This window comes from Bacillus nitratireducens (genome assembly GCF_001884135.1).
Lineage (GTDB): Bacteria > Bacillota > Bacilli > Bacillales > Bacillaceae_G > Bacillus_A > Bacillus_A nitratireducens.
Genome location: NZ_MAOC01000093.1, coordinates 149,978 through 168,813, shown reverse-complemented (window position 1 = coordinate 168,813; position 18,836 = coordinate 149,978). Strand labels below are relative to the sequence as shown.

The following is an 18,836-nucleotide window of genomic DNA, read 5'->3' as shown; positions in this document are numbered from 1 at the left end:
GTGACCGTTAACATCTTTTAAAGTAAGCCATCCTATTCAAATAGGATGGCTTACTTTTTTACATTTCAATTTCGAATACGTTTTGTTATTTACTTTAAATTTTCTGAATAGTATAATATTAGTTATTCTCGTTACTTTTTCTTACTATAAAGAAAATAAAGTGAAACTTTATTTAGCCCTCACCAATCGAGATTTTACGGGACAAAACTTCTCTCTTCTATCCCATTTCTTTACTACTATCGAATAAGAGGTGTTCGTATGTTTATCGTTACTAAAATTATTCATATTAAATATGGCTATGAAAATGAACTATTTCATTCACTTAAACAGCATTCTCCATCATATGGAACACAAGGCTTTATTAACATAGAATTTTCACAGATGCATCGTATAAATAATAGAGCTGAATATATGGTTCGCATGCTATGGAAAACTCAACAAGATTATCACGAATGGCTTTCTCAAAGAAAGAATGATGAAACGTGGCAACACCAAATACAAAATTATATCCTTTCTTCAAAATCCAATGCTGTCTATATGCAATAAAAAACCTCTTACTGCCCTCGTACAGTAAGAGGTTTTTTATTGCATATACTTTCTTTTCCTGACAATACAAGCGAATAATAATAAAATTTCGTTTTGTATTATCATCATGAACAAAAATCTGTTCTCCCTCCTGAAAACGCCACGCGCTTTCAAAAGTTGTAATATGCCGAAAAAAGCTCATAATGTATACCATGTACCCTCCCTCAACTCATATCATCATAATATAAATATATTAAATTCAGCATAACTTAATATAAGTATAATTTGTATTTTTCCCCATTTAGAAACATTTTAACTTTGTTACAAAATCATTTTAGCGCTATAATGATAGACGTATTTTCACTGAAAGGAGCTTCATTTTGACTGCATATTTATTTCCAATAAAAACAGCATTTATTTTATTTCCTATTTTAGCAATGTTTCTATTAATCCCTTTTTTAATATTTAATTATCGGAAATACGGTTATTTAAATAAATGGCGTTCATTTATTTTATATTCATTATTACTTTACTTATTAAATGCCTATTTTCTTGTGATTTTGCCATTACCACAAACGTATGATACTTGTAGCCTACAACCGGCTAATACACAGCACATGCAACTCTCGCCATTTTATTTCATACAAGAGATTAGTAATCATACCTCGGCAATTTTAACGAAGCCAGCTACCTACTTCTATTTATTAAAGGAATCTGCGTTTTTACAAGTCGCTTTTAACGTTCTACTAACCGTTCCATTTGGTATGTACTTACGTTATTATTTCCGACGTAGCTTCTTACAAACAGTGTGCATTTCTTTTTGCCTTTCACTGTTCTTTGAATTAACACAAGTAACTGGATTATATGGTATTTATAATTGTGCATATCGCTTATTTGATATTGATGACCTATTTTTAAACACATTAGGAGGCGTCATTGGCTTTATTATTGCACCAATATTTACGTATTTCCTTCCGAAAACAAGTGAATTGGATAGTCATATTAATTTGGAAACAAAGCCAGTTGGTTTTGTACGTCGTTTGATTGCTATGCAAATTGATTGGATTTTCTTATCTATCGTTGTACCAGTCATTAAAAATAAAGGGAATTCTATATTTATTTCTAATATCCAATCTTACACAAATATATACGAACTCATTTTCATTACATGTTCGATCTTTATTTACTTTATTATCATTCCATACTTTACGAACGGAAAAACAATTGGGAAAGCATTACTTCGTATTTACGTTAAAGGGAAATCAGAGCGTATTACTATGAAGGAATTATTCATTCGTTACGGTATATTCTACTTTAGTTTAGGTGGAATCAATTATATTCTTTCTAGTAGTTCTATTTTAAATGATACAGAGCCTTTAGTATTACTAGTTATACTGTTATTCCAATTCGTAATTAACGGTCTATTTATCATTCATGTTTTATTACATGTATTTAGCCGTGATAAGTTACTATTTTACGAACACATTAGTCAAACAAGAAATGCGATCATACTAAAAAAAGCTGACAAGTAATACTTTGTCAGCTTTTTTTCATAATCGTAAATAATTTTTCAGTGTAAGGATTTGAAAACATTTCTGTTTCATCCAATGACTTCCTCACCTGTAGAAACGAATGCAATTCTGGATATATGTTTTGTAAATTTTCGTATGTTAATGTATGCATTTTCCCCCAATGTGGACGACCTTCATATTTCAGAAAAATTTTCTCCACTTCACCAAAATAAGCGGCATACTTCATACCTTTATACATATGAACGGCGATATATGCCGAGTCTCTTCCATACGCTGGACTGAGCCATATATCATCACCTCTCACATACCGGCATTCAATCGGGAAGTGCACCTTATACCTTTTCTTTTCAATAAGATTTGAAATTTCTTCTACAGCAGCCCTCATATACTTTGAAGGGACACTATACTCCATTTCATAAAATGGAACCGTACGTGATGTAGCGAACACTTCATAGCTCGGGCCTATTATTTTTGTGTTTGGCACAGCCTTAGCTGATAATCGACTTACTGCTTTACTTATAGAAGGAAACCATTTACACCCTTTAGATAACAAAGAGAACATCCTATTTTCAAGTAACTCCACCTTTAGTTTATGCCATTTCAAATCACTTTCTTTACTCATTGTTTCATTTGTAAATTTCACTTGCACCTCATCTGAATAAGGAAAAACGAAAAATTCAAAATGACGATTCTTCTTATATTCTTCTAGCTTGTTCATTACAGTAGATAATGACTGCTTTTCACTTTCATAAACGAGCGAATACGCTGGGATAACTTTCAATTTTATCTTTACAATGATACCTAGCATTCCAAGCGACAACTGAAATGCTTTCCAATATTCAACGTTTTCGGTTTCTGAACAAACTATACTCTCACCTGTTGATAAAACTGCCGTAATCTCTATAACTTGTGTTGATAAACTCCCAAATGTAACACCCGTCCCATGAGTACCCGTACTAATCGCTCCAGCAATAGATTGTGAATCAATATCTCCTAAATTCTCTTGCGCATAACCTTTTTCCTCAAGTAACTTCCCTAAATCATATAACTTTGTTCCTGCCCATACTTCGGCAACCATCTTCTCTGTATCAATATTTACAATGCCCTTCAATTCATCTAAAGAAACTAAAATTTCTTCCGTTTGCACGAGAGGTGTAAAAGAGTGCCCTGAACCGACAACACGAATTTTCTTTCCCTTTTTTCGTGCAAGCCCTACAACTTCTACTACATCTTGTATACTTTCTGGATACATCGTATAATGCGGCGTTCCTTCTACATTCCCTGTCCAATTTCTCCATTTTTGTCCCTTTATAGAAAGCATTGGCCATCCCCCCGATATGTTAAATACTCTCCAGCAATCTCTCCTTTTTTAACGCGATACAAAACAGGAAAGCGTTCACATAACTCTCCAGCTTTACTATGGCGAAACAAGATAGAATCTCCTATATCCACTCGTTCCTCACCGTTATAAAAAATTGGCGTTTGCACTTCACCAGCACCTTCTAACGCTAATAGTCTTGCACCACCCGGCCTCCAAATCTCAGGCTCTTTATCTTTACCAACTGAGCCTGAAGCAATATATCCACCACCGAGGCAAGTATAAATAAACGGTGCTGGTTTACGCACAACAGGTAAAGCAAATCCGACAGCTGGCTGAAATTGTACTTCTTTATAATAATCAAATAGTTTCGGGGAATAAAAAGCAGAACCTATTGTAATCTCTGAAACTGAGTTATCTTGCTCAGTTGTTTTTATACTTCCTGTTCCTCCCCCATTTACAAATCTTAGTTTAATACCTAGGTTTTGTATTTCTTTTACGATACGTCCTCTTCTTTCTTTAACCTCTAATACTGATTTCTTCTTTAAATACGAAACCACTTTACTTTTCATCCATTGATTAGGTATAAGATCTCCCACCCCAGCAATTTGAGCCTCATATCCCATTACACCATCTAGTATTAAATATGATGAGCCCTTCACCTTTCCTACTATTTTCAAAGCACTCTGCACATCTTTTACCGGTGATCTGTTTACCCCAAAATGAAATTGAAAAAAACGACTACTCATATCAATATCCAAACAAACACGAAAACACCCTTTAGACTTCTCAGCAATTTTTTCTAAATAAACAATATGGTCTTCACAATCCACCATACAAGTTATAATGAACCCTTGCTTTGTTAGCAAACTAATTTCATATAAAGCTCTTTCATCATAAGCAGGATATCCGAGCAATAAATCATTGAATCCTTGTTCAATTAAAAACAAAGCCTCTCTAGGGGAAAAACACATAATACCTTGAAATCGATCATTTGCCGCTAAAATCTTTTTCATAATTGGAACAGAGCGTAATGATTTACTCGCTATACGAATCTTCTTATCTCCACTTAACTCTATAATCGATTGAATATTTCTCTCTAAAGCCAGTTCATCTAAAAATGCACACGGTAATGGAACTTCCTTAAAAATTCCTCTATCCACATTTTTCTCTCCTCTTCTATATATGTCTTATACATATTGGAAAGAAAGTTTAAATTTCCTCTACAAAATAAAAAAGTTTCTTCCTATTTAAGAAGAAACTTTTTAGGACTATTTCATAGAAATAGTTGACTCTACTGGATAATGATCAGAATAATCATCATACGTATATTTTTTGAACCATGATGTAACAGTCCATTGTGGAGATTTCGGCTGTAACACTTTATTTTCTATATGCGATGGGTTCGCATGATCTTTACTTGCAATAATATAATCTAAATACTCGGCAGGGCTATCGGGGAAATTATATTTCGCAATACTGTTTGTCGTCGCATCCCAAGTCGCTGTATGTCCAGTATAAGATGGAATAGAAGCGTGTAATGTTTTAAACATAGATGCATACTCTGAATCACTATTATTCTCAGCGTTTATTTTATTTACGTTCATATCTCCACCAATTAACACATACTCGTTATTTGGTATATTTTTATTTTTAATAAACTCTTGAATTTCTTGTAGCTGTTTTGTACGTACAGATGCTGGCGAAGTGTTTCCACACATACTATCTTCAGCTTGTAAATGAGTCCCAATCACATGTACAAAACGATCATTTTTCTTAACTTTTGTGTATACAAATCCTTTATTTGATAAGTTATCTGGTCCACAGCCTTTTTCGAATACATATTGGATCTTTTCAACAATTGGCCATTTACTCAAAATCGCTACACCTCCATCTTCAGGAGTCGAAGATGAATAGTTTCCTAACGTCTTATCCCACTCGCTTCCACTACTACGACCTAATACTGCCGTTTGATTTGGATATTCTTTCTTCAAATTTCCTAATAAGCGATTTGAAGCACTATTATCAAACACTTCATTTAATATAACAACATCTTGATTCTTTATATAATCTGCCGCTCCAATTAAATCAGCACGCTGACTTTGTCCCCAGTTGGGATATAGGTTTGTTGATAGCATGTACACATTATGCGTCATAACTTTTAACGTATCATTTTGATTTGTGGACATTTCTGCTTGAACGGAAGATCCGCTATATAAAGCTGCTAGACTCATTCCAAAGCTAAGTACAACTTTTAACAATTTACTTTTCACGAGTCATACCCCCATGTATTGTATAGTGATAAAAAGGCCAAATTCTCTATTCTGAGATTTGACCTTTCCCCAATACTTAACGATTGCCGTACGTATCAAACCAAAGCTGAATATATCCAGCTGTTACACGTTGCGCTTCCGTTAATCGCTTACCAGTCATTGGTGTAACTTCAGCACGCCATTTGTCCGCATAACTTTGTGATACAGCAGCTTTTACAAACCAACTTTTCGTATTACTATTTACAATGCCAGGGTAATCTTGTTTCGCAGCCACTGCCGCCCCATGAATCCAATCTTCAGGGTTCGTACCTTTCCAGTTCCAATATCCATTTCCGTCCGTTACCTTGTAATTATCTTTAATTGTATCTACAAAGTTTTCATATTTAGAATGGAATCCTTGTGGATAAGAAATATTCGTAAAGTTTGCTGCATGCATCGGTTGATTTACATCTCCTAAATAATGAAGAGATAACCCTAAATAGAAGAATGCTTGTTTCATATCTTTATTTTTATAAGATTCACCAGCTAATTTAAAATACTTAGCTCCAGTTTCCTTCGCTTGCTTTGCAAGTGGAATGTATGTACTTCCATCGTCTGGATCATAGAAATGCGACGCAAATGTACTATTGTCATAATAAGGATTTTCATAATCAGCAGAATAAATACCATTTTCTAAATCTGTGCGCCATTCATTTAATAGTGCAACTTGATCTTGTTTTACAATTGTCGTATTACGGGACATAATATCAATTGCACGATTCACGATCCATAAATGAGAATTTACACCTTCTGAGTGTTTATCTTCAGCGGACCAATATTGAATAATCTGTACTCTATTCCCTCCATCATTTTCATGTGCAAAAGCTACATTTTGTAACGGAGCTGCTAACGTAATAGCTGCTGCTAAAGCAAGCACTTTCTTTTTCATATGAAATCCTCCATTTTATAGTTGAGTTATTGTAAACATTTTGTTTGGATCCTACGATGTCTTTCGGTTAACCTATGATTAGAATATCCCACCTTCCACCGAATTTCTATTATTTAATTGAAATATGCAAATGTTCATATCACTATAACTTTATACATAGTGAACGTAATGAATGAATGCACTTACATTGTAATAAAGTATTGTTAAGCTACTGCAAATACTTGTCTAAACTAATGTAAAAAAAGAGTAAAGCGATTAACCGCTTTACTCTTTTTTTCTTTTCGATAATATATTTGGCAGTTGCACATTAACTGCCAATTTGTGAATAAATCCAAACACTAATCCAATCCCAATAAATATGTATAAGATTGTAAATACCTTTCCGAAATCAGTTTGCGGACTAAAATTCCCATCACCGACAGTCGTCAACGTGACCACACTAAAATATAAAGCGTCAAGAGGACGTAATCCTTCAACTGTACTATAAAAAATCGTACCAGATGTTAATGTTAAAAATGTTAATACAAATAATACTTGAAATTCTTTATCTTTCCACGCTCGTAAACAAGCTTTTAGCATTCGTTTCAATGTCAACATAAATGAAAGCATTAGACTTCCCCTTCCAAACAAAATACCTGTAGTTAAAGGAAAGTCTATCACCTTTCTGTATAGAAAAAAAGTAGCCCTCTTCTATTTCTAGAAAAGAGCTACTTTTTACTATTCTCTATTATTTAGGTGAAACAAGAATTTTCACTTGTGTTTTATCTTTTACAAGTGCTTCAAATCCTTCTTCAACAACTTGATCCACTGTAATTTTTTTCGTAATTAATTTCTCTGCTTGAATTTGGCCAGAGCTAATTAATTTAATAACAGCTGGGAAGATATGACGGTATCCAAGAATACCGATAACTTCTTTTTCTTTTAATACAAGGTTGTTTGGAGTAATTGTCGCATCTTTTTCCCATACACTAACAATTACAGTTTGTCCTTCAAAGCTTGTACTTTCAATCGCTTGACGAAGTACTACTTCGACACCTGTTACTTCAAAGCTCACATTTACACCTAAACCATTTGTTAAGTTACGAATTTCTGCTAGTACATCTTGAGTTGCTGGGTTCAATACATAATCAGCCCCTGCTAATTTAGCTAACTCTTGACGTTCTTTAGAAAGTTCTACTGCAATAACAGGAGTTGCTCCTGCTGCTTTAGCTGCTTGAATGACAAGAAGTCCAATTGGACCACAACCAAATACTGCTACAGCTTCCCCTTCTTTTAATTTACTTTGACGTACTGCATGAACTGCTACCGCTGCTGGTTCTACAAGTGCACCTTGTTCATACGTCATTTCATCAGGAATATGGTGGACCATATCTTCTGGTACTACTGTATATTCAGAGAAACCGCCGCCGTCTCCGCCAAGACCGTGGAAAACAAGTTGTTCACAAACATTGTAATGTCCGTGTTTACAAGCTTCACATTTACCACAAGAATAAATTGGTTCTACAACGACGCGATCTCCCACTTTATGAGAAGTAACGCCTTCACCGATTTCAACTACCTCACCACTAAATTCATGACCTAAAATAACCGGTGCTTTTACGTGTGTTAATGGGTGCTCTTCTGTTGGAATAAAAATAGGTCCTGCTAAATATTCATGCAAGTCTGTTCCGCAGATACCACACCATTTAACTTTAATCTTAACTGCTCCTGGTCTTACAGTTGGTTCTGGTACTTCTTCTACTCGTACATCACGTTGATTATGCCAAAGTAGTGCTTTCATTTTATACATCCCTCTCTACGTATATACTTAACCTGGTGAAGTTTACAAATCTATTATAATACTTTTATCCATATATTTCAAAAAAACAATCTCATTTCCACTAAATTTTAACAAATAGCGTTCAATATTTTGTCACTTTGTACTTTTTTCCACATCTGTTAATGCTAATTTCATTGCGGTTGAAATTAGCATTATGCCATAATAGCAGAGGAGAGGTGAATATCGCTTGAAATATTTTATTTACTTTATTGTTATCGTAGCGTTTCTAGATACATTTTCACAATTACCTATTATGAGTACGTTCGCTCAAAGTCTTGGAGGATCTCCTCTTATTATTGGGCTAGTTGTCGGTATGTACTCATTCGCTAATATGATCGGTAATATTATTGCTGGCGCTGCTGTCGATAAATTTGGTGCAAAAAAAATACTTTATATAAGCATGGGACTTACGAGTTTCATAGTCTTGTTATACACCGTTGTTCAAAGTGGTGAACAACTATTAGTTGTGCGCTTTATGCACGGCTTTAGTGACGGCTTTTTAATTCCTGCTGCCTTTACGTTTTTATCAAAACAAACAAATTCAGCAAGACAAGGTAAGGCAATGGCTCTATCTGGTGCTGCTGTTGGAACAGCGGCAATTGTAGGACCGGCTTTCAGTGGAATTATGAAAGCAACTGCTGGTATAGAGTGGGTGTTCATTACCATTTCTATTTTAATGGTCCTTGGTACAATCGTATCTCTATTCTTCTTACCAAATAACGTATCAAGAAAAGATACATCAAGAACTCAAATGATGAACAAAGAAGATATGATTGAACTATTGAAATCAGAACCGTTATTACAAGCATATATTGGTGCTTTCACACTAATGTTTTCACAAGGAATTGTCACTTATATGTTACCAGTAAAAGTTGAGGCGTTAGCACTTAAAGCATCTACAACAGGCATGATGTTAAGTGTATTTGGAATTACCGCTATCCTCTTCTTCTTACTGCCAACAAATCGCATTTACGATCGATTTAATCGTTCAAAACTCATGCTAATTGGTATTGCAGTAATGGCATTCGCGTTATCTTTACTTGGATTATTCGCAACAAAAGGTATGCTCTTTATCGTTATGATGATTTATGGCATTGGATTCGCTATCCTTTTCCCATCGATAAATGCATTACTTGTTGAAAATACGACAGATGATAAGCGCGGAAAAGCATTCGGATTGTTTTATGCTTTCTTCTCATTAGGAGTTGTTGCTGGATCCTTTACAGTTGGTGCAATCGGGGCATCCCCTAGCGTCAGCTTCGTTATCGGAACTGTATTCTTATTAACATTCGCTGGAATGATTTATGTAAGAAGCAAAATAAAAAGTAAAGCAAAAAGCAAAGTAAAAAAGACAATGATGGGTTAATACCATCATTGTCTTTTTTTTAAATGCATATTGATATACCCCGTAATATAATGGCAGCGTTGGAATAATACCAATTAATTTGAATATAAAAGGTAACGGGGCATTCTTCTCTTCATATAAACGTAAAACAAAAACGGCACTCCAAGTCCAAATAACGCTAAATACGAAGATGCATTTCCACACGAGTGGGATTAATATCTCTACATCAAAGACAAAACCAAATAGCCCAATCCACGTAATTATAGTCAATACAAAATCAAACTTTTGAATTGGCGTTTGATACATACCTCTTACTAGCGAAGTAATAGTTAATATCGCTACAATGACTAAATAAACTTTCCACAACATAATGATAAACTCCTATTTAACTTTTAACTTTCAATAAGCCGTATTTAATAAACAATATGGCATTATATTTTTCATAGAGATAATACAATGGATAACAAAATAAGAAGAAAATAAGTACAGTTGGTACATCGTCTATAATAGAAAAATATTTTACTAGTAATTCCTTAATACTCTCTCCGATCATAATAAGCACTGGAATGATACAAATTGCCGCTAATATTAAACATGGTGTGATCCGCATTTCTTTTAATTTCACCTTACAGTGTGGACACCTGAATGAAAAAGGATGCGGGAGATCAATAATATGTTGCGTAGTAATATTCCCTTCACACTGTGGACATTCAATTATTTCTTTCATTTAACTCACTCCTTTCTATCCATAAAAAAGAGCCCTATCGAATAGAGCTCTTTTTTTGCCGAATATATTACTTTTGTGTCTAACTAAATAACAATGTAAATAAATTAAACTGTAAAGGCAACACTACATTTCTTCTTTTACAAAAAAAGTGTATAAATACCAACGATACTTCGACAATTTCCTCGGAAATATTTCTTTTCCCCACATAATTTGATACACTACATATGAACAGACACTTGTATTACATAAGCTAAAATAATAACTTACTGTACAAATTGAAAAGCACATTCTTCATATGAAGAATGTGCTTTTATGTTATTAACGTTTAATCCAAACAGCGCCTGCCGATTTATCCTCTGCCTGTCCAACAACTTGGAATTTAAGCCCAAGGTTTGGAACTTTTCTTCCCGCATCTGCAATTTGTTTGTTACTATATACTTTTGAATCATCAAACGTTGTAACACCTTGTAATCCAGTATAATTAAACTGTCCTCGTGTAAATGAATTTACACTCCATGAAGGTGTTTGATCAAATGAAAATGCAGCATCTGCAATTTGAATTCCAGTATTACCGTATGCTGGTTTCTCGCCTAAATTTCCAACAATCGCTTCTGGATGAGAATCTACAACACCAAGGAAGCCTTCACCTGGATGTAACCCAACCCAGTTATCTTTGAAACTATCATCTGCATACCAAACGACAAGACCTGTATTATACACCGGACCTTTTCCCGCTTTTAATCCATTATCTGATCCAGCATAGTTTCTCCACTCTAGATAATAATAATGGGGTTTCTGTTCTGTCCCATCAGAAACAACGAATCCATTTAACTTCATTTTAGACTGTCCTTCTGCGTCATCTGAAAATACTACTTGTCCATCAACTATTACATTTACATTATCCATTGCGAAACCTTTATATGTTAAAGCTGGATCTGTAATATAGTCGAATTGTAGTTTAACTTTCTTCCCTTTAAATTGACTTAAATCGTATGATTTATCAATCCATTTTCCATCTGTTGTATCTTTATCTTCTTGGACTATGTTTTCTCCCAATCTATCAATTAATGTTTTCGTTCCATCTTCAGTTACAGCATGTACTTCGATGAAATCACACTCTGCTTCTAGTTCATAATTCGCTTTATAATCAAATTTTGCATTTGTTCCTTTTGTTAAATCGAAGAATGGTGTTTCTAATGTCGTATGAATATCATCGCCTCTTGTACTATAGTATGCACGCTTTCCAAATCCAGGCTTAATTGTTTCAATACTCTTACCCGGTAAGTTGACACGTACAACACCTGGACGATTTGATTTCGTAACACTTTGATCAATATATGTAGGAACTCCTACACCACTCTTAATTTTATCGTAATCTACTTCTAAAATTTTCGCCCAGTTTCCACCCATATTCTTTTGTAAGAAATCTTTATTCTGTGGTGAAAAACTAGTTGGCTCTGTTCCTGCGATTTTTCCTGTCCAACTACCTCCACTCATTAATGACCAAGCTTCGACAGGTGATCCATTTCCAGTATAATTCGTATCATACTCATCTGGTAAACCAAGGTCATGTCCAAATTCGTGTGCAAACACACCTACTGCACCGTCTTCTGGTTCAATTGTGTAATCATGAGCCGCTACTTTTCCACCAAAGTAATCTACCTTTGATTTTGTACCTTCAATCGCTACTGGATCTCTTGCTAATTTTGAACGATGTGACCAAATCGCATCATCACCTAATTTACCACCACCAGCTTCTTGACCAACACCAGCATGGATTACCATTAAATGATCAATTACACCGTCAGATTCATTTTGATTACCATCACCATTTGTATCATATCTGTCAAATTGATCAAATTGAGATAAATCTAATCCCTTTTCAGCTGCCGCATTTAAAGCTTCCTTCACTAAATCACGTGCGCCTTTTGGTCCTTTATTATCATGACCGCTACTACCATCAGCACCGTAATCAGCAGCTTTACCTGGAACAGTTAACCACTCTGTTACGTATCCGTCTGTCGTATAACTACCACCAGACTGCTCTTCATAATATTGCTTAAATGTTTTTACTTTCGAACCATCAAATAATGTGTAAGGCTCATTACCGAATAACATCTTTTGATAATGTTCTCTACTAAAATCTTTCGAATACATATAACCTGGTGTTTGCTCAATATTATTATGTTTATAATCACTAAACTCAACGAGTAACACTAACACTTTATCATTGCGGACAGGTCCATTATATGGAGCTTGTTTCGCCTTAGAAGTTGGAACTTTCCCATCTAATTGTTTTTTATTTGGCTCTGGCTTTTGATCAGGGCTAACATTTTTTTCAGCTTTCTTTACTTTCTCCTTTTCTTCCATCTTTTTTTCTTTTACCTTTTTTACGAAATCAGATGCTTCTTTAGTTGCATCATCTGGAAGAATTTCTTTATTTGCCTGATCCCCTTGCTTCTTTTCAATATATTGCTCTACAGCCTTTTTCGTCTCTTCTTTAGAAGAGGCTGGATTAATCGTTCCTCTTTCTTTCAGCGCTTCTGCTAAACGATCTTCTTGAATTAAATTGTGATCAATTGGCGTTGTAGACACACTTTCTTTTGCTGGCGTTTCTGCGTATGCTAACGGAGCACTCATTACAGCTGAGCATCCAATGAGTGTTGCGATCGTTAGTGATGACAACACTTTAAATGGCGCTTTTTTTCTCATCTTAATCATCCCCTTGTATCAATCTTAACTCCAGATAAAAATACGTAATCTATCCTCCCTTGTATAATAAAAGACATGATTCTATAAGAAATAAGCTTTCTGTTATAGAATCATGCCCTCCAGTTTTCTGGTCAGACCCTCTATCTTTTTATATCGAAATATAAAAAATAAAGAGTGATTTGTTATATATTAAATAGCTTATATTAAAAATTTAAAAGTCAATATGCACAATTGCATGAAAATTCTTTCAAACCAAAAAAAGAACCCAAGTTAATTAAACTTGGGTTCTCCATTTCATATTATTTCTCTTGTGTTTTTTCCCAATCAGCTAAGAATTTCTCAATTCCTTGATCTGTTAATGGGTGCTTCACTAATGAAGCGATTACGTTTGCTGGGATTGTCGCAATATGTGAACCGTTTAATGCTGCTTCTGTTACGTGAACACTGTGACGTACAGATGCTGCAATGATTTCTGTTTCAATGCCGTGAATTGCAAAGATTTCTGCGATTTGGCGAATTAAGTCCATACCGTTATGACCGATATCATCTAGGCGACCTAAGAATGGTGAAACATATGTCGCACCAGCGCGAGCTGCAAGTAATGCTTGCACTGCTGAGAATACTAATGTAACGTTTGTACGAATTCCTAAATCTGAGAATGCTTTTACTGCTTTTAAGCCTTCTGTTGTCATTGGAACTTTTACAACAACGTTTGGAGCGATTTTTGCTAACTCTTTTCCTTCTTCAATCATTTTATCAGCTTCTAAGCTAATTACTTCTGCGCTTACAGGTCCTTCAATAAAGCTGCAAATTTCACGAATACGCTCATGGAAATCTACGCCTTCTTTTGCTACAAGTGATGGGTTTGTCGTTACTCCAGCTACTACACCTAATGCATTTGCCTCTTTAATTTCGTTAATGTTTGCTGTATCAATAAAAAATTTCATTTGTTATTCTTCCTTCCTAATTTTCATTTTATATTTATTTATTTTTTCTTAATAAGCTCTAATTCGATCGGAATAAATTTGTCCACTTTTTTACCTTGTGTTATCTCTTTCGCTGTTTCCATCGCCTTCTCTCCGATTAATTCCGGTTTTTGAGCGACTGTTGCTGCCATGCGCCCATCTTTAACCGCTTTTACAGCATCGTCTGTTGCATCAAATCCAACAACAACCACATCTGTTTTACCAGCAGATTTCAATGCCTCAAGTGCGCCCAATGCCATTTCATCGTTATGAGCAAACACTGCTTTTATATCGCTATTTGCTTGCAAAATATTTTCCATAACGGATAATCCTTTTGCACGATCGAAATCAGCTGCTTGTTTTGCTACTACTTTTAAAGACTTATCAGCTACGTTATGGAATCCTTTCCCACGCTCACGAGCAGCAGACGATCCAGGGATTCCTTCTAACTCAGCAACATTTGTTCCTTCACCAACTAACTCCCGAATGTAATCACTAGCCATTTGACCACCTTCGACATTGTTAGAAGCAATGTGAGAAACAACTTTACCCGAATTCGCAACTCGGTCTACTGTAATAACAGGAACATTAGCTGCATTAGCTGCACTTACCGCTGAAGCAACGGCATCTGAGTCAGTTGGATTAATAACAACTACATCGACACCTTTTTGAATTAAATCTTCAACATCGTTTGTTTGCTTCGCTGCATCATTTTGTGCATCAACAGCAATCAACTCAATGCCGCTTTCTTTCGCTTTCTTTTCTGCCCCTTTTTTCAAAGTGACGAAAAATGGATTGTTTAAAGTTGAAACAGAGAATCCAACTTTAATAGTTTTATTTCGACCTTTATCGCTAGAATCCTTTGCCCATTCTGGTGGTTCCATTGAACAACCAGCAGTAATGACCATAATACATGCAACGAGTATAAGTAACCATTTCTTCATGAACTGTCCCTCCATTACGCTTCTTTTCGACGATCAATTAATACAGCTAGTAAGATTACAAGTCCTTTTACAACTTGTTGGAAGAAAGAAGATACGCCTAATAAATTTAAACCGTTATTTAGTACACCGATAATAAGTACACCGATGAATGTACCAACAATCCAACCTCTTCCCCCAGAAAGACTTGTTCCACCTAATACAACTGCTGCAATTGCATCTAATTCGTAAGAAGTACCTGCAGTCGGCTGTGCAGAATCTAGTCGTGATGTTAAGACAATACCTGCAAGCGCTGCCAAAATTCCGGAAAGACCATAAATCATTACTTTAATTCTCGTAACATTAATACCTGATAATGCTGCTGCTTCTTCATTTCCACCAATTGCAAATGTACGGCGACCAAATGTCGTTTTCTTCAAAATGAAGTACAGTACTGCGAAAGCGACCATCATTGTAACAGCTGGTACCGGAATACCGAGAAAATAACCGCGGCCAAACATTTGGAACATTAAATGATCACCAAGACCAGTGATCGGACGTCCGTCCATATAAACAAGCGTCAACCCGCGAAAAATAGTCATTGTTGCTAAAGTTGCAATAAATGGGGCTACCTTTCCCTTCGCTATGATGATACCGTTTACAATTCCCATTACAAGACCAGCTAATAATCCAACTGCCATCGCAAGGAACGGGTCCATGCCACTTGCCATCATTCCAGCAACAAGTGCACTTGATAATGCTAAAATAGAACCTACCGATAAGTCAATACCCCCTGTTAAAATTACAAAGGTCATTCCGAATGCAATAAGCGCATTAATCGATACTTGACGCAGTATATTAAATAAATTTGGAATCTCAATAAATGCCGGATTTAAAGCTGTAATTACGACGATAATTAATACTAAACCGATTAAAGAACCGAGTTGTTGTAATACATTCCCCTTCTTAGCCATCCTTACTCTCCCCCTGTAGCTAGTGCCATAATAGACTCTTGTGATGCCTCATCTTTCTCTAAAATGCCGCCGACTTTTCCTTCATGAATAACAAGAACGCGATCACTCATTCCTAAAACTTCTGGAAGCTCAGATGATACCATAATAACGGTATCTCCTTGCTCTGTAAGCTTATTCATAATAGAGTAAATTTCTTTTTTCGCCCCAACATCTACACCCCTTGTTGGCTCATCTAAAATGAGTAACTGCGGATGAATACCTAGCCATTTTGCAATTACAATCTTTTGCTGATTTCCACCAGAAAGAGATTTTACAGCTTGCTCTCCACTAGATGCTTTCACATTAAGTAGCTTCATCATATCCGCTGTAAACTGTTGTTCTAGTTCGTTACTAAGGACACTTCCCTTTGAAAGACTTTCTAAATTCGGTAAAGCTAAATTTTCTCGAATTGAGAAATCTAACACTAACCCTTCAGATTTTCTATCCTCTGTAATGAAAGCTATTCTTTGTCTAATCGCATCTATCGGACTATCAATTTTCACTTCTTGTCCATTCATAAAAATTTGTCCTGAATCGAGCGGTTCATATCCAAATATTGCTTTCATGATATCCGTACGACCGGCTCCCATCAAACCAGCAACACCAAGGATTTCACCTTTTCTAACTTGAAACGAAACATTTTCAAATTTTCCTTTTTTCGTTCCGTTACGCATTTCAAAAATCACTTCGCCAATTTGACTATTTCGCTCTGGGTAACGTTCACCAATACTGCGGCCCACCATCATACTCACTACTTCATCAAATGACGTTTCCGGAATTAATCTTTTCCCTACATATTCTCCATCACGCAAAATTGTAATAGCATCACATATTGAAAAAATTTCTTCCATCCGGTGTGAAATATAAACGAATGAAACGCCCTCTTTACGTAATTTATTAATAACAGTAAACAGCGTTTCAATCTCGCGATCCGTTAATGCTGCTGTAGGTTCGTCCATAATAATAACGCTCGCATTTGTCATTAATGCTTTCGCAATTTCGATAATTTGCTGTTGTCCAACCGATAATTCACCTGCTAGCATAGCGCCTTTTACATGTAACCCTAATTCCGCTAGTTGCTGCTGGGCAATCGCATTCATTTGACGCGAACGTAAAATACCTGTTTTCCCATACATTAACTCTTTACCGAGAAACATATTTTCAGCTACCGTTAAATTTGGTAATATGTTCAACTCTTGATGGATAAATGCAATACCATACTCTTCTGCTTCTTTCGCATTTTTAAAAGTTCGTTCTTGCCCATCAATCGTGACTGTTCCACTGTCTTTTTTATATACACCTGTTAAAATCTTCATGAGCGTCGATTTCCCCGCTCCATTTTCCCCCATCAATGCATGGACTTCTCCTGTTTCAATCGTAAACTGTGCGTTTTTTAGAACAGGATTACCACTGAACGCTTTTGAAATATTTTTCATTTCAATGTGCATTCTCATCACATCCCTTTATTAAAAAATCACGCCTGCATGTAAAATAACATTCGCATAAGGCGTTGCTTCTCCTGTACGAATAATCGCCTTCGCTCTCTTTGTATGCTCTTTAAATTCCTTATGAGACACATATTCAAATGCTGGCTCTATTAATCGCATCTCAACTTCTTTATTTACCACTTCATTATTCATAATAACTTCTTCTGCTAACGTCACTTTTTCAATTGCCATATCATCAGCAACAACTTGTAATACGTCTAAAAAACTAGGTTTTCCGAGTTCAACTGCTAAATCAATTCGTTTTACTCCATCAGGAATAGGTAACCCGCAATCAGCAATTACAATCGTATCTGTATGTCCAAGTGAAGCAAGGACTGCCGCGATTTCACTATTTAATACACCATGCTTTTTCATCCGACAATCACCTGCACTTCACGTACTCTATCTCTCGTCGGCATACCGCCCTGTGCCCCAAGTTTTGTTACAGAAAGACCACCAGCAATATTAGCAAAACGAATAGCCTTTTGAAGTGTTTCTCCTTCAGAAAGCGCAACTGCTAACGCGCCGTTAAATGTATCACCAGCTCCAGTTGTATCTACTACATCTACAGCAATACTTGGAACTTGAACAACTTCCGTTCCGTTATGGAAACGAACACCATTAGACCCTTCTGTCATCAATAGCTTATTTGGATATTTAGCCAATAAATCTTCAATTGGTGATGTGAAATCATCTAATACAATGCGGCACTCATGCTCATTCGGCGTAATATAAGTCGCTTTTTCTAAAATATCTTCTGATAAGATTTGTGCTGGAGCCGGATTCAACATAACTGGAATTTTATGTTCCTCACAAATAGCCAGAACGTATTTTACTGTTTCAAGCGGAATCTCTAGTTGAAGAACAACCATATCTGCTTTTACAAGAAGGTCTTTTGAACGATCTACAATCGACTCATTTACAAGAGCATTTGCTCCTTGTACGACAACAATACTGTTATCCTCTTCTGCTAAAACGATATGAGCGATTCCTGTTGTTCTATCTGTAACCGGTACCACATAGTCGATAAAAACGCGTTCATTCTCTAAATTTCTTCTAACTACTGTCCCGTAATCATCACTTCCTACTGCACCAACCATCGCTACATTTGCTCCTAATCTAGCTGCAGCAACTGCTTGGTTGGCTCCTTTCCCACCTGGGATCGTATGAAACGCTTCACCAATTACTGTTTCTCCTGCTTTCGGCCGTATTTTTGAAACAGCCACTAAGTCCATTGAAATACTACCTACTACTGCAATATTTGGCATCTGT

At 35.8% G+C, this 18,836-nt stretch carries 17 protein-coding genes and 1 pseudogene; 3 read left to right on the top strand and 15 right to left on the bottom strand.

From position 1 onward, the window contains the following. Window positions 1-258 precede the first annotated feature (258 nt). Both BAU23_RS28050 and BAU23_RS28045 read left to right on the top strand, forming a co-directional pair. On the top strand, window positions 259-546 hold the full coding sequence (locus BAU23_RS28050) for an antibiotic biosynthesis monooxygenase family protein (protein WP_000471233.1): 288 nt from the start codon (window positions 259-261) through the stop codon (window positions 544-546). A 359-nt stretch (window positions 547-905) separates the two neighbouring features. Then, a complete protein-coding gene (locus BAU23_RS28045) occupies window positions 906-2,057 on the top strand; it encodes a VanZ family protein (RefSeq protein WP_000128007.1) in 1,152 nt (383 codons plus the stop codon). 7 nt (window positions 2,058-2,064) lie between these two features. On the opposite strand, the gene BAU23_RS28040 is transcribed toward BAU23_RS28045, so the two are convergent. The 6 genes from BAU23_RS28040 to bdhA all read right to left on the bottom strand — a co-directional run bounded on the left by BAU23_RS28040 (window position 2,065) and on the right by bdhA (window position 8,356). Then, window positions 2,065-3,378, bottom strand: coding sequence for a D-arabinono-1,4-lactone oxidase (locus BAU23_RS28040; RefSeq protein ID WP_071735672.1), 1,314 nt, complete (start codon window positions 3,376-3,378; stop codon window positions 2,065-2,067). Next, window positions 3,366-4,538, bottom strand: a complete 1,173-nt coding sequence (locus tag BAU23_RS28035; RefSeq protein ID WP_071735670.1) for an amino acid deaminase/aldolase — start codon at window positions 4,536-4,538, stop codon at window positions 3,366-3,368. The genes BAU23_RS28040 and BAU23_RS28035 overlap by 13 nt, the downstream gene beginning before the upstream one ends. Window positions 4,539-4,646: 108 nt before the next feature. Further along, window positions 4,647-5,648, bottom strand: coding sequence for a sphingomyelinase C (gene sph / locus BAU23_RS28030; protein ID WP_071735665.1), 1,002 nt, complete (start codon window positions 5,646-5,648; stop codon window positions 4,647-4,649). A gap of 76 nt (window positions 5,649-5,724) precedes the next feature. After that, the gene (gene cerA / locus BAU23_RS28025) at window positions 5,725-6,576 is read right to left on the bottom strand and encodes a phospholipase CerA (protein ID WP_000730988.1); all 852 of its coding nucleotides are present in this window, start codon (window positions 6,574-6,576) and stop codon (window positions 5,725-5,727) included. 264 nt (window positions 6,577-6,840) lie between these two features. Continuing rightward, on the bottom strand, window positions 6,841-7,185 hold the full coding sequence (locus tag BAU23_RS28020; protein WP_000948237.1) for a potassium channel family protein: 345 nt from the start codon (window positions 7,183-7,185) through the stop codon (window positions 6,841-6,843). Between the two features lie 118 nt (window positions 7,186-7,303). Then, a complete protein-coding gene (bdhA, locus tag BAU23_RS28015) occupies window positions 7,304-8,356 on the bottom strand; it encodes a (R,R)-butanediol dehydrogenase (RefSeq protein WP_000645832.1) in 1,053 nt (350 codons plus the stop codon). Window positions 8,357-8,582: 226 nt separating this feature from the next. On the opposite strand from bdhA, the gene BAU23_RS28010 reads away from it, so the two are divergent. Then, window positions 8,583-9,761: an MFS transporter gene (locus BAU23_RS28010; protein ID WP_071735663.1), complete on the top strand. Its 1,179-nt coding sequence runs from the start codon at window positions 8,583-8,585 to the stop codon at window positions 9,759-9,761. 21 nt (window positions 9,762-9,782) lie between these two features. Here BAU23_RS28010 and BAU23_RS28005 read toward each other — a convergent pair. From BAU23_RS28005 to rbsK, 9 genes and pseudogenes are all read right to left on the bottom strand, one after another. Then, a pseudogene (locus BAU23_RS28005) lies at window positions 9,783-10,109 on the bottom strand (hypothetical protein); the annotation flags it as partial. 16 nt (window positions 10,110-10,125) lie between these two features. Continuing rightward, window positions 10,126-10,467 (bottom strand): hypothetical protein, encoded by a 342-nt coding sequence (locus BAU23_RS28000; RefSeq protein ID WP_000658670.1) that lies wholly within the window; start codon window positions 10,465-10,467, stop codon window positions 10,126-10,128. A gap of 318 nt (window positions 10,468-10,785) precedes the next feature. Next, on the bottom strand, window positions 10,786-13,179 hold the full coding sequence (gene inhA2 / locus BAU23_RS27995; protein WP_071735659.1) for a M6 family metalloprotease immune inhibitor InhA2: 2,394 nt from the start codon (window positions 13,177-13,179) through the stop codon (window positions 10,786-10,788). A gap of 299 nt (window positions 13,180-13,478) precedes the next feature. After that, on the bottom strand, window positions 13,479-14,126 hold the full coding sequence (gene fsa / locus BAU23_RS27990) for a fructose-6-phosphate aldolase (protein ID WP_000667669.1): 648 nt from the start codon (window positions 14,124-14,126) through the stop codon (window positions 13,479-13,481). 38 nt (window positions 14,127-14,164) lie between these two features. Then, the gene (gene rbsB, locus BAU23_RS27985) at window positions 14,165-15,088 is read right to left on the bottom strand and encodes a ribose ABC transporter substrate-binding protein RbsB (RefSeq protein WP_000758991.1); all 924 of its coding nucleotides are present in this window, start codon (window positions 15,086-15,088) and stop codon (window positions 14,165-14,167) included. A 14-nt stretch (window positions 15,089-15,102) separates the two neighbouring features. Further along, on the bottom strand, window positions 15,103-16,038 hold the full coding sequence (locus BAU23_RS27980) for an ABC transporter permease subunit (protein WP_001074645.1): 936 nt from the start codon (window positions 16,036-16,038) through the stop codon (window positions 15,103-15,105). A 2-nt stretch (window positions 16,039-16,040) separates the two neighbouring features. Next, complete coding sequence (rbsA, locus tag BAU23_RS27975) at window positions 16,041-17,525, bottom strand: ribose ABC transporter ATP-binding protein RbsA (RefSeq protein ID WP_071735658.1); 1,485 nt, start codon at window positions 17,523-17,525, stop codon at window positions 16,041-16,043. A gap of 18 nt (window positions 17,526-17,543) precedes the next feature. Next, window positions 17,544-17,939, bottom strand: a complete 396-nt coding sequence (rbsD, locus tag BAU23_RS27970; protein ID WP_000716142.1) for a D-ribose pyranase — start codon at window positions 17,937-17,939, stop codon at window positions 17,544-17,546. After that, entirely contained in the window at window positions 17,936-18,832 is an 897-nt protein-coding gene (rbsK, locus tag BAU23_RS27965; RefSeq protein ID WP_001132837.1) for a ribokinase, read from the bottom strand. Before rbsK ends, rbsD begins: the two co-directional genes overlap by 4 nt. Window positions 18,833-18,836: the final 4 nt, after the last annotated feature.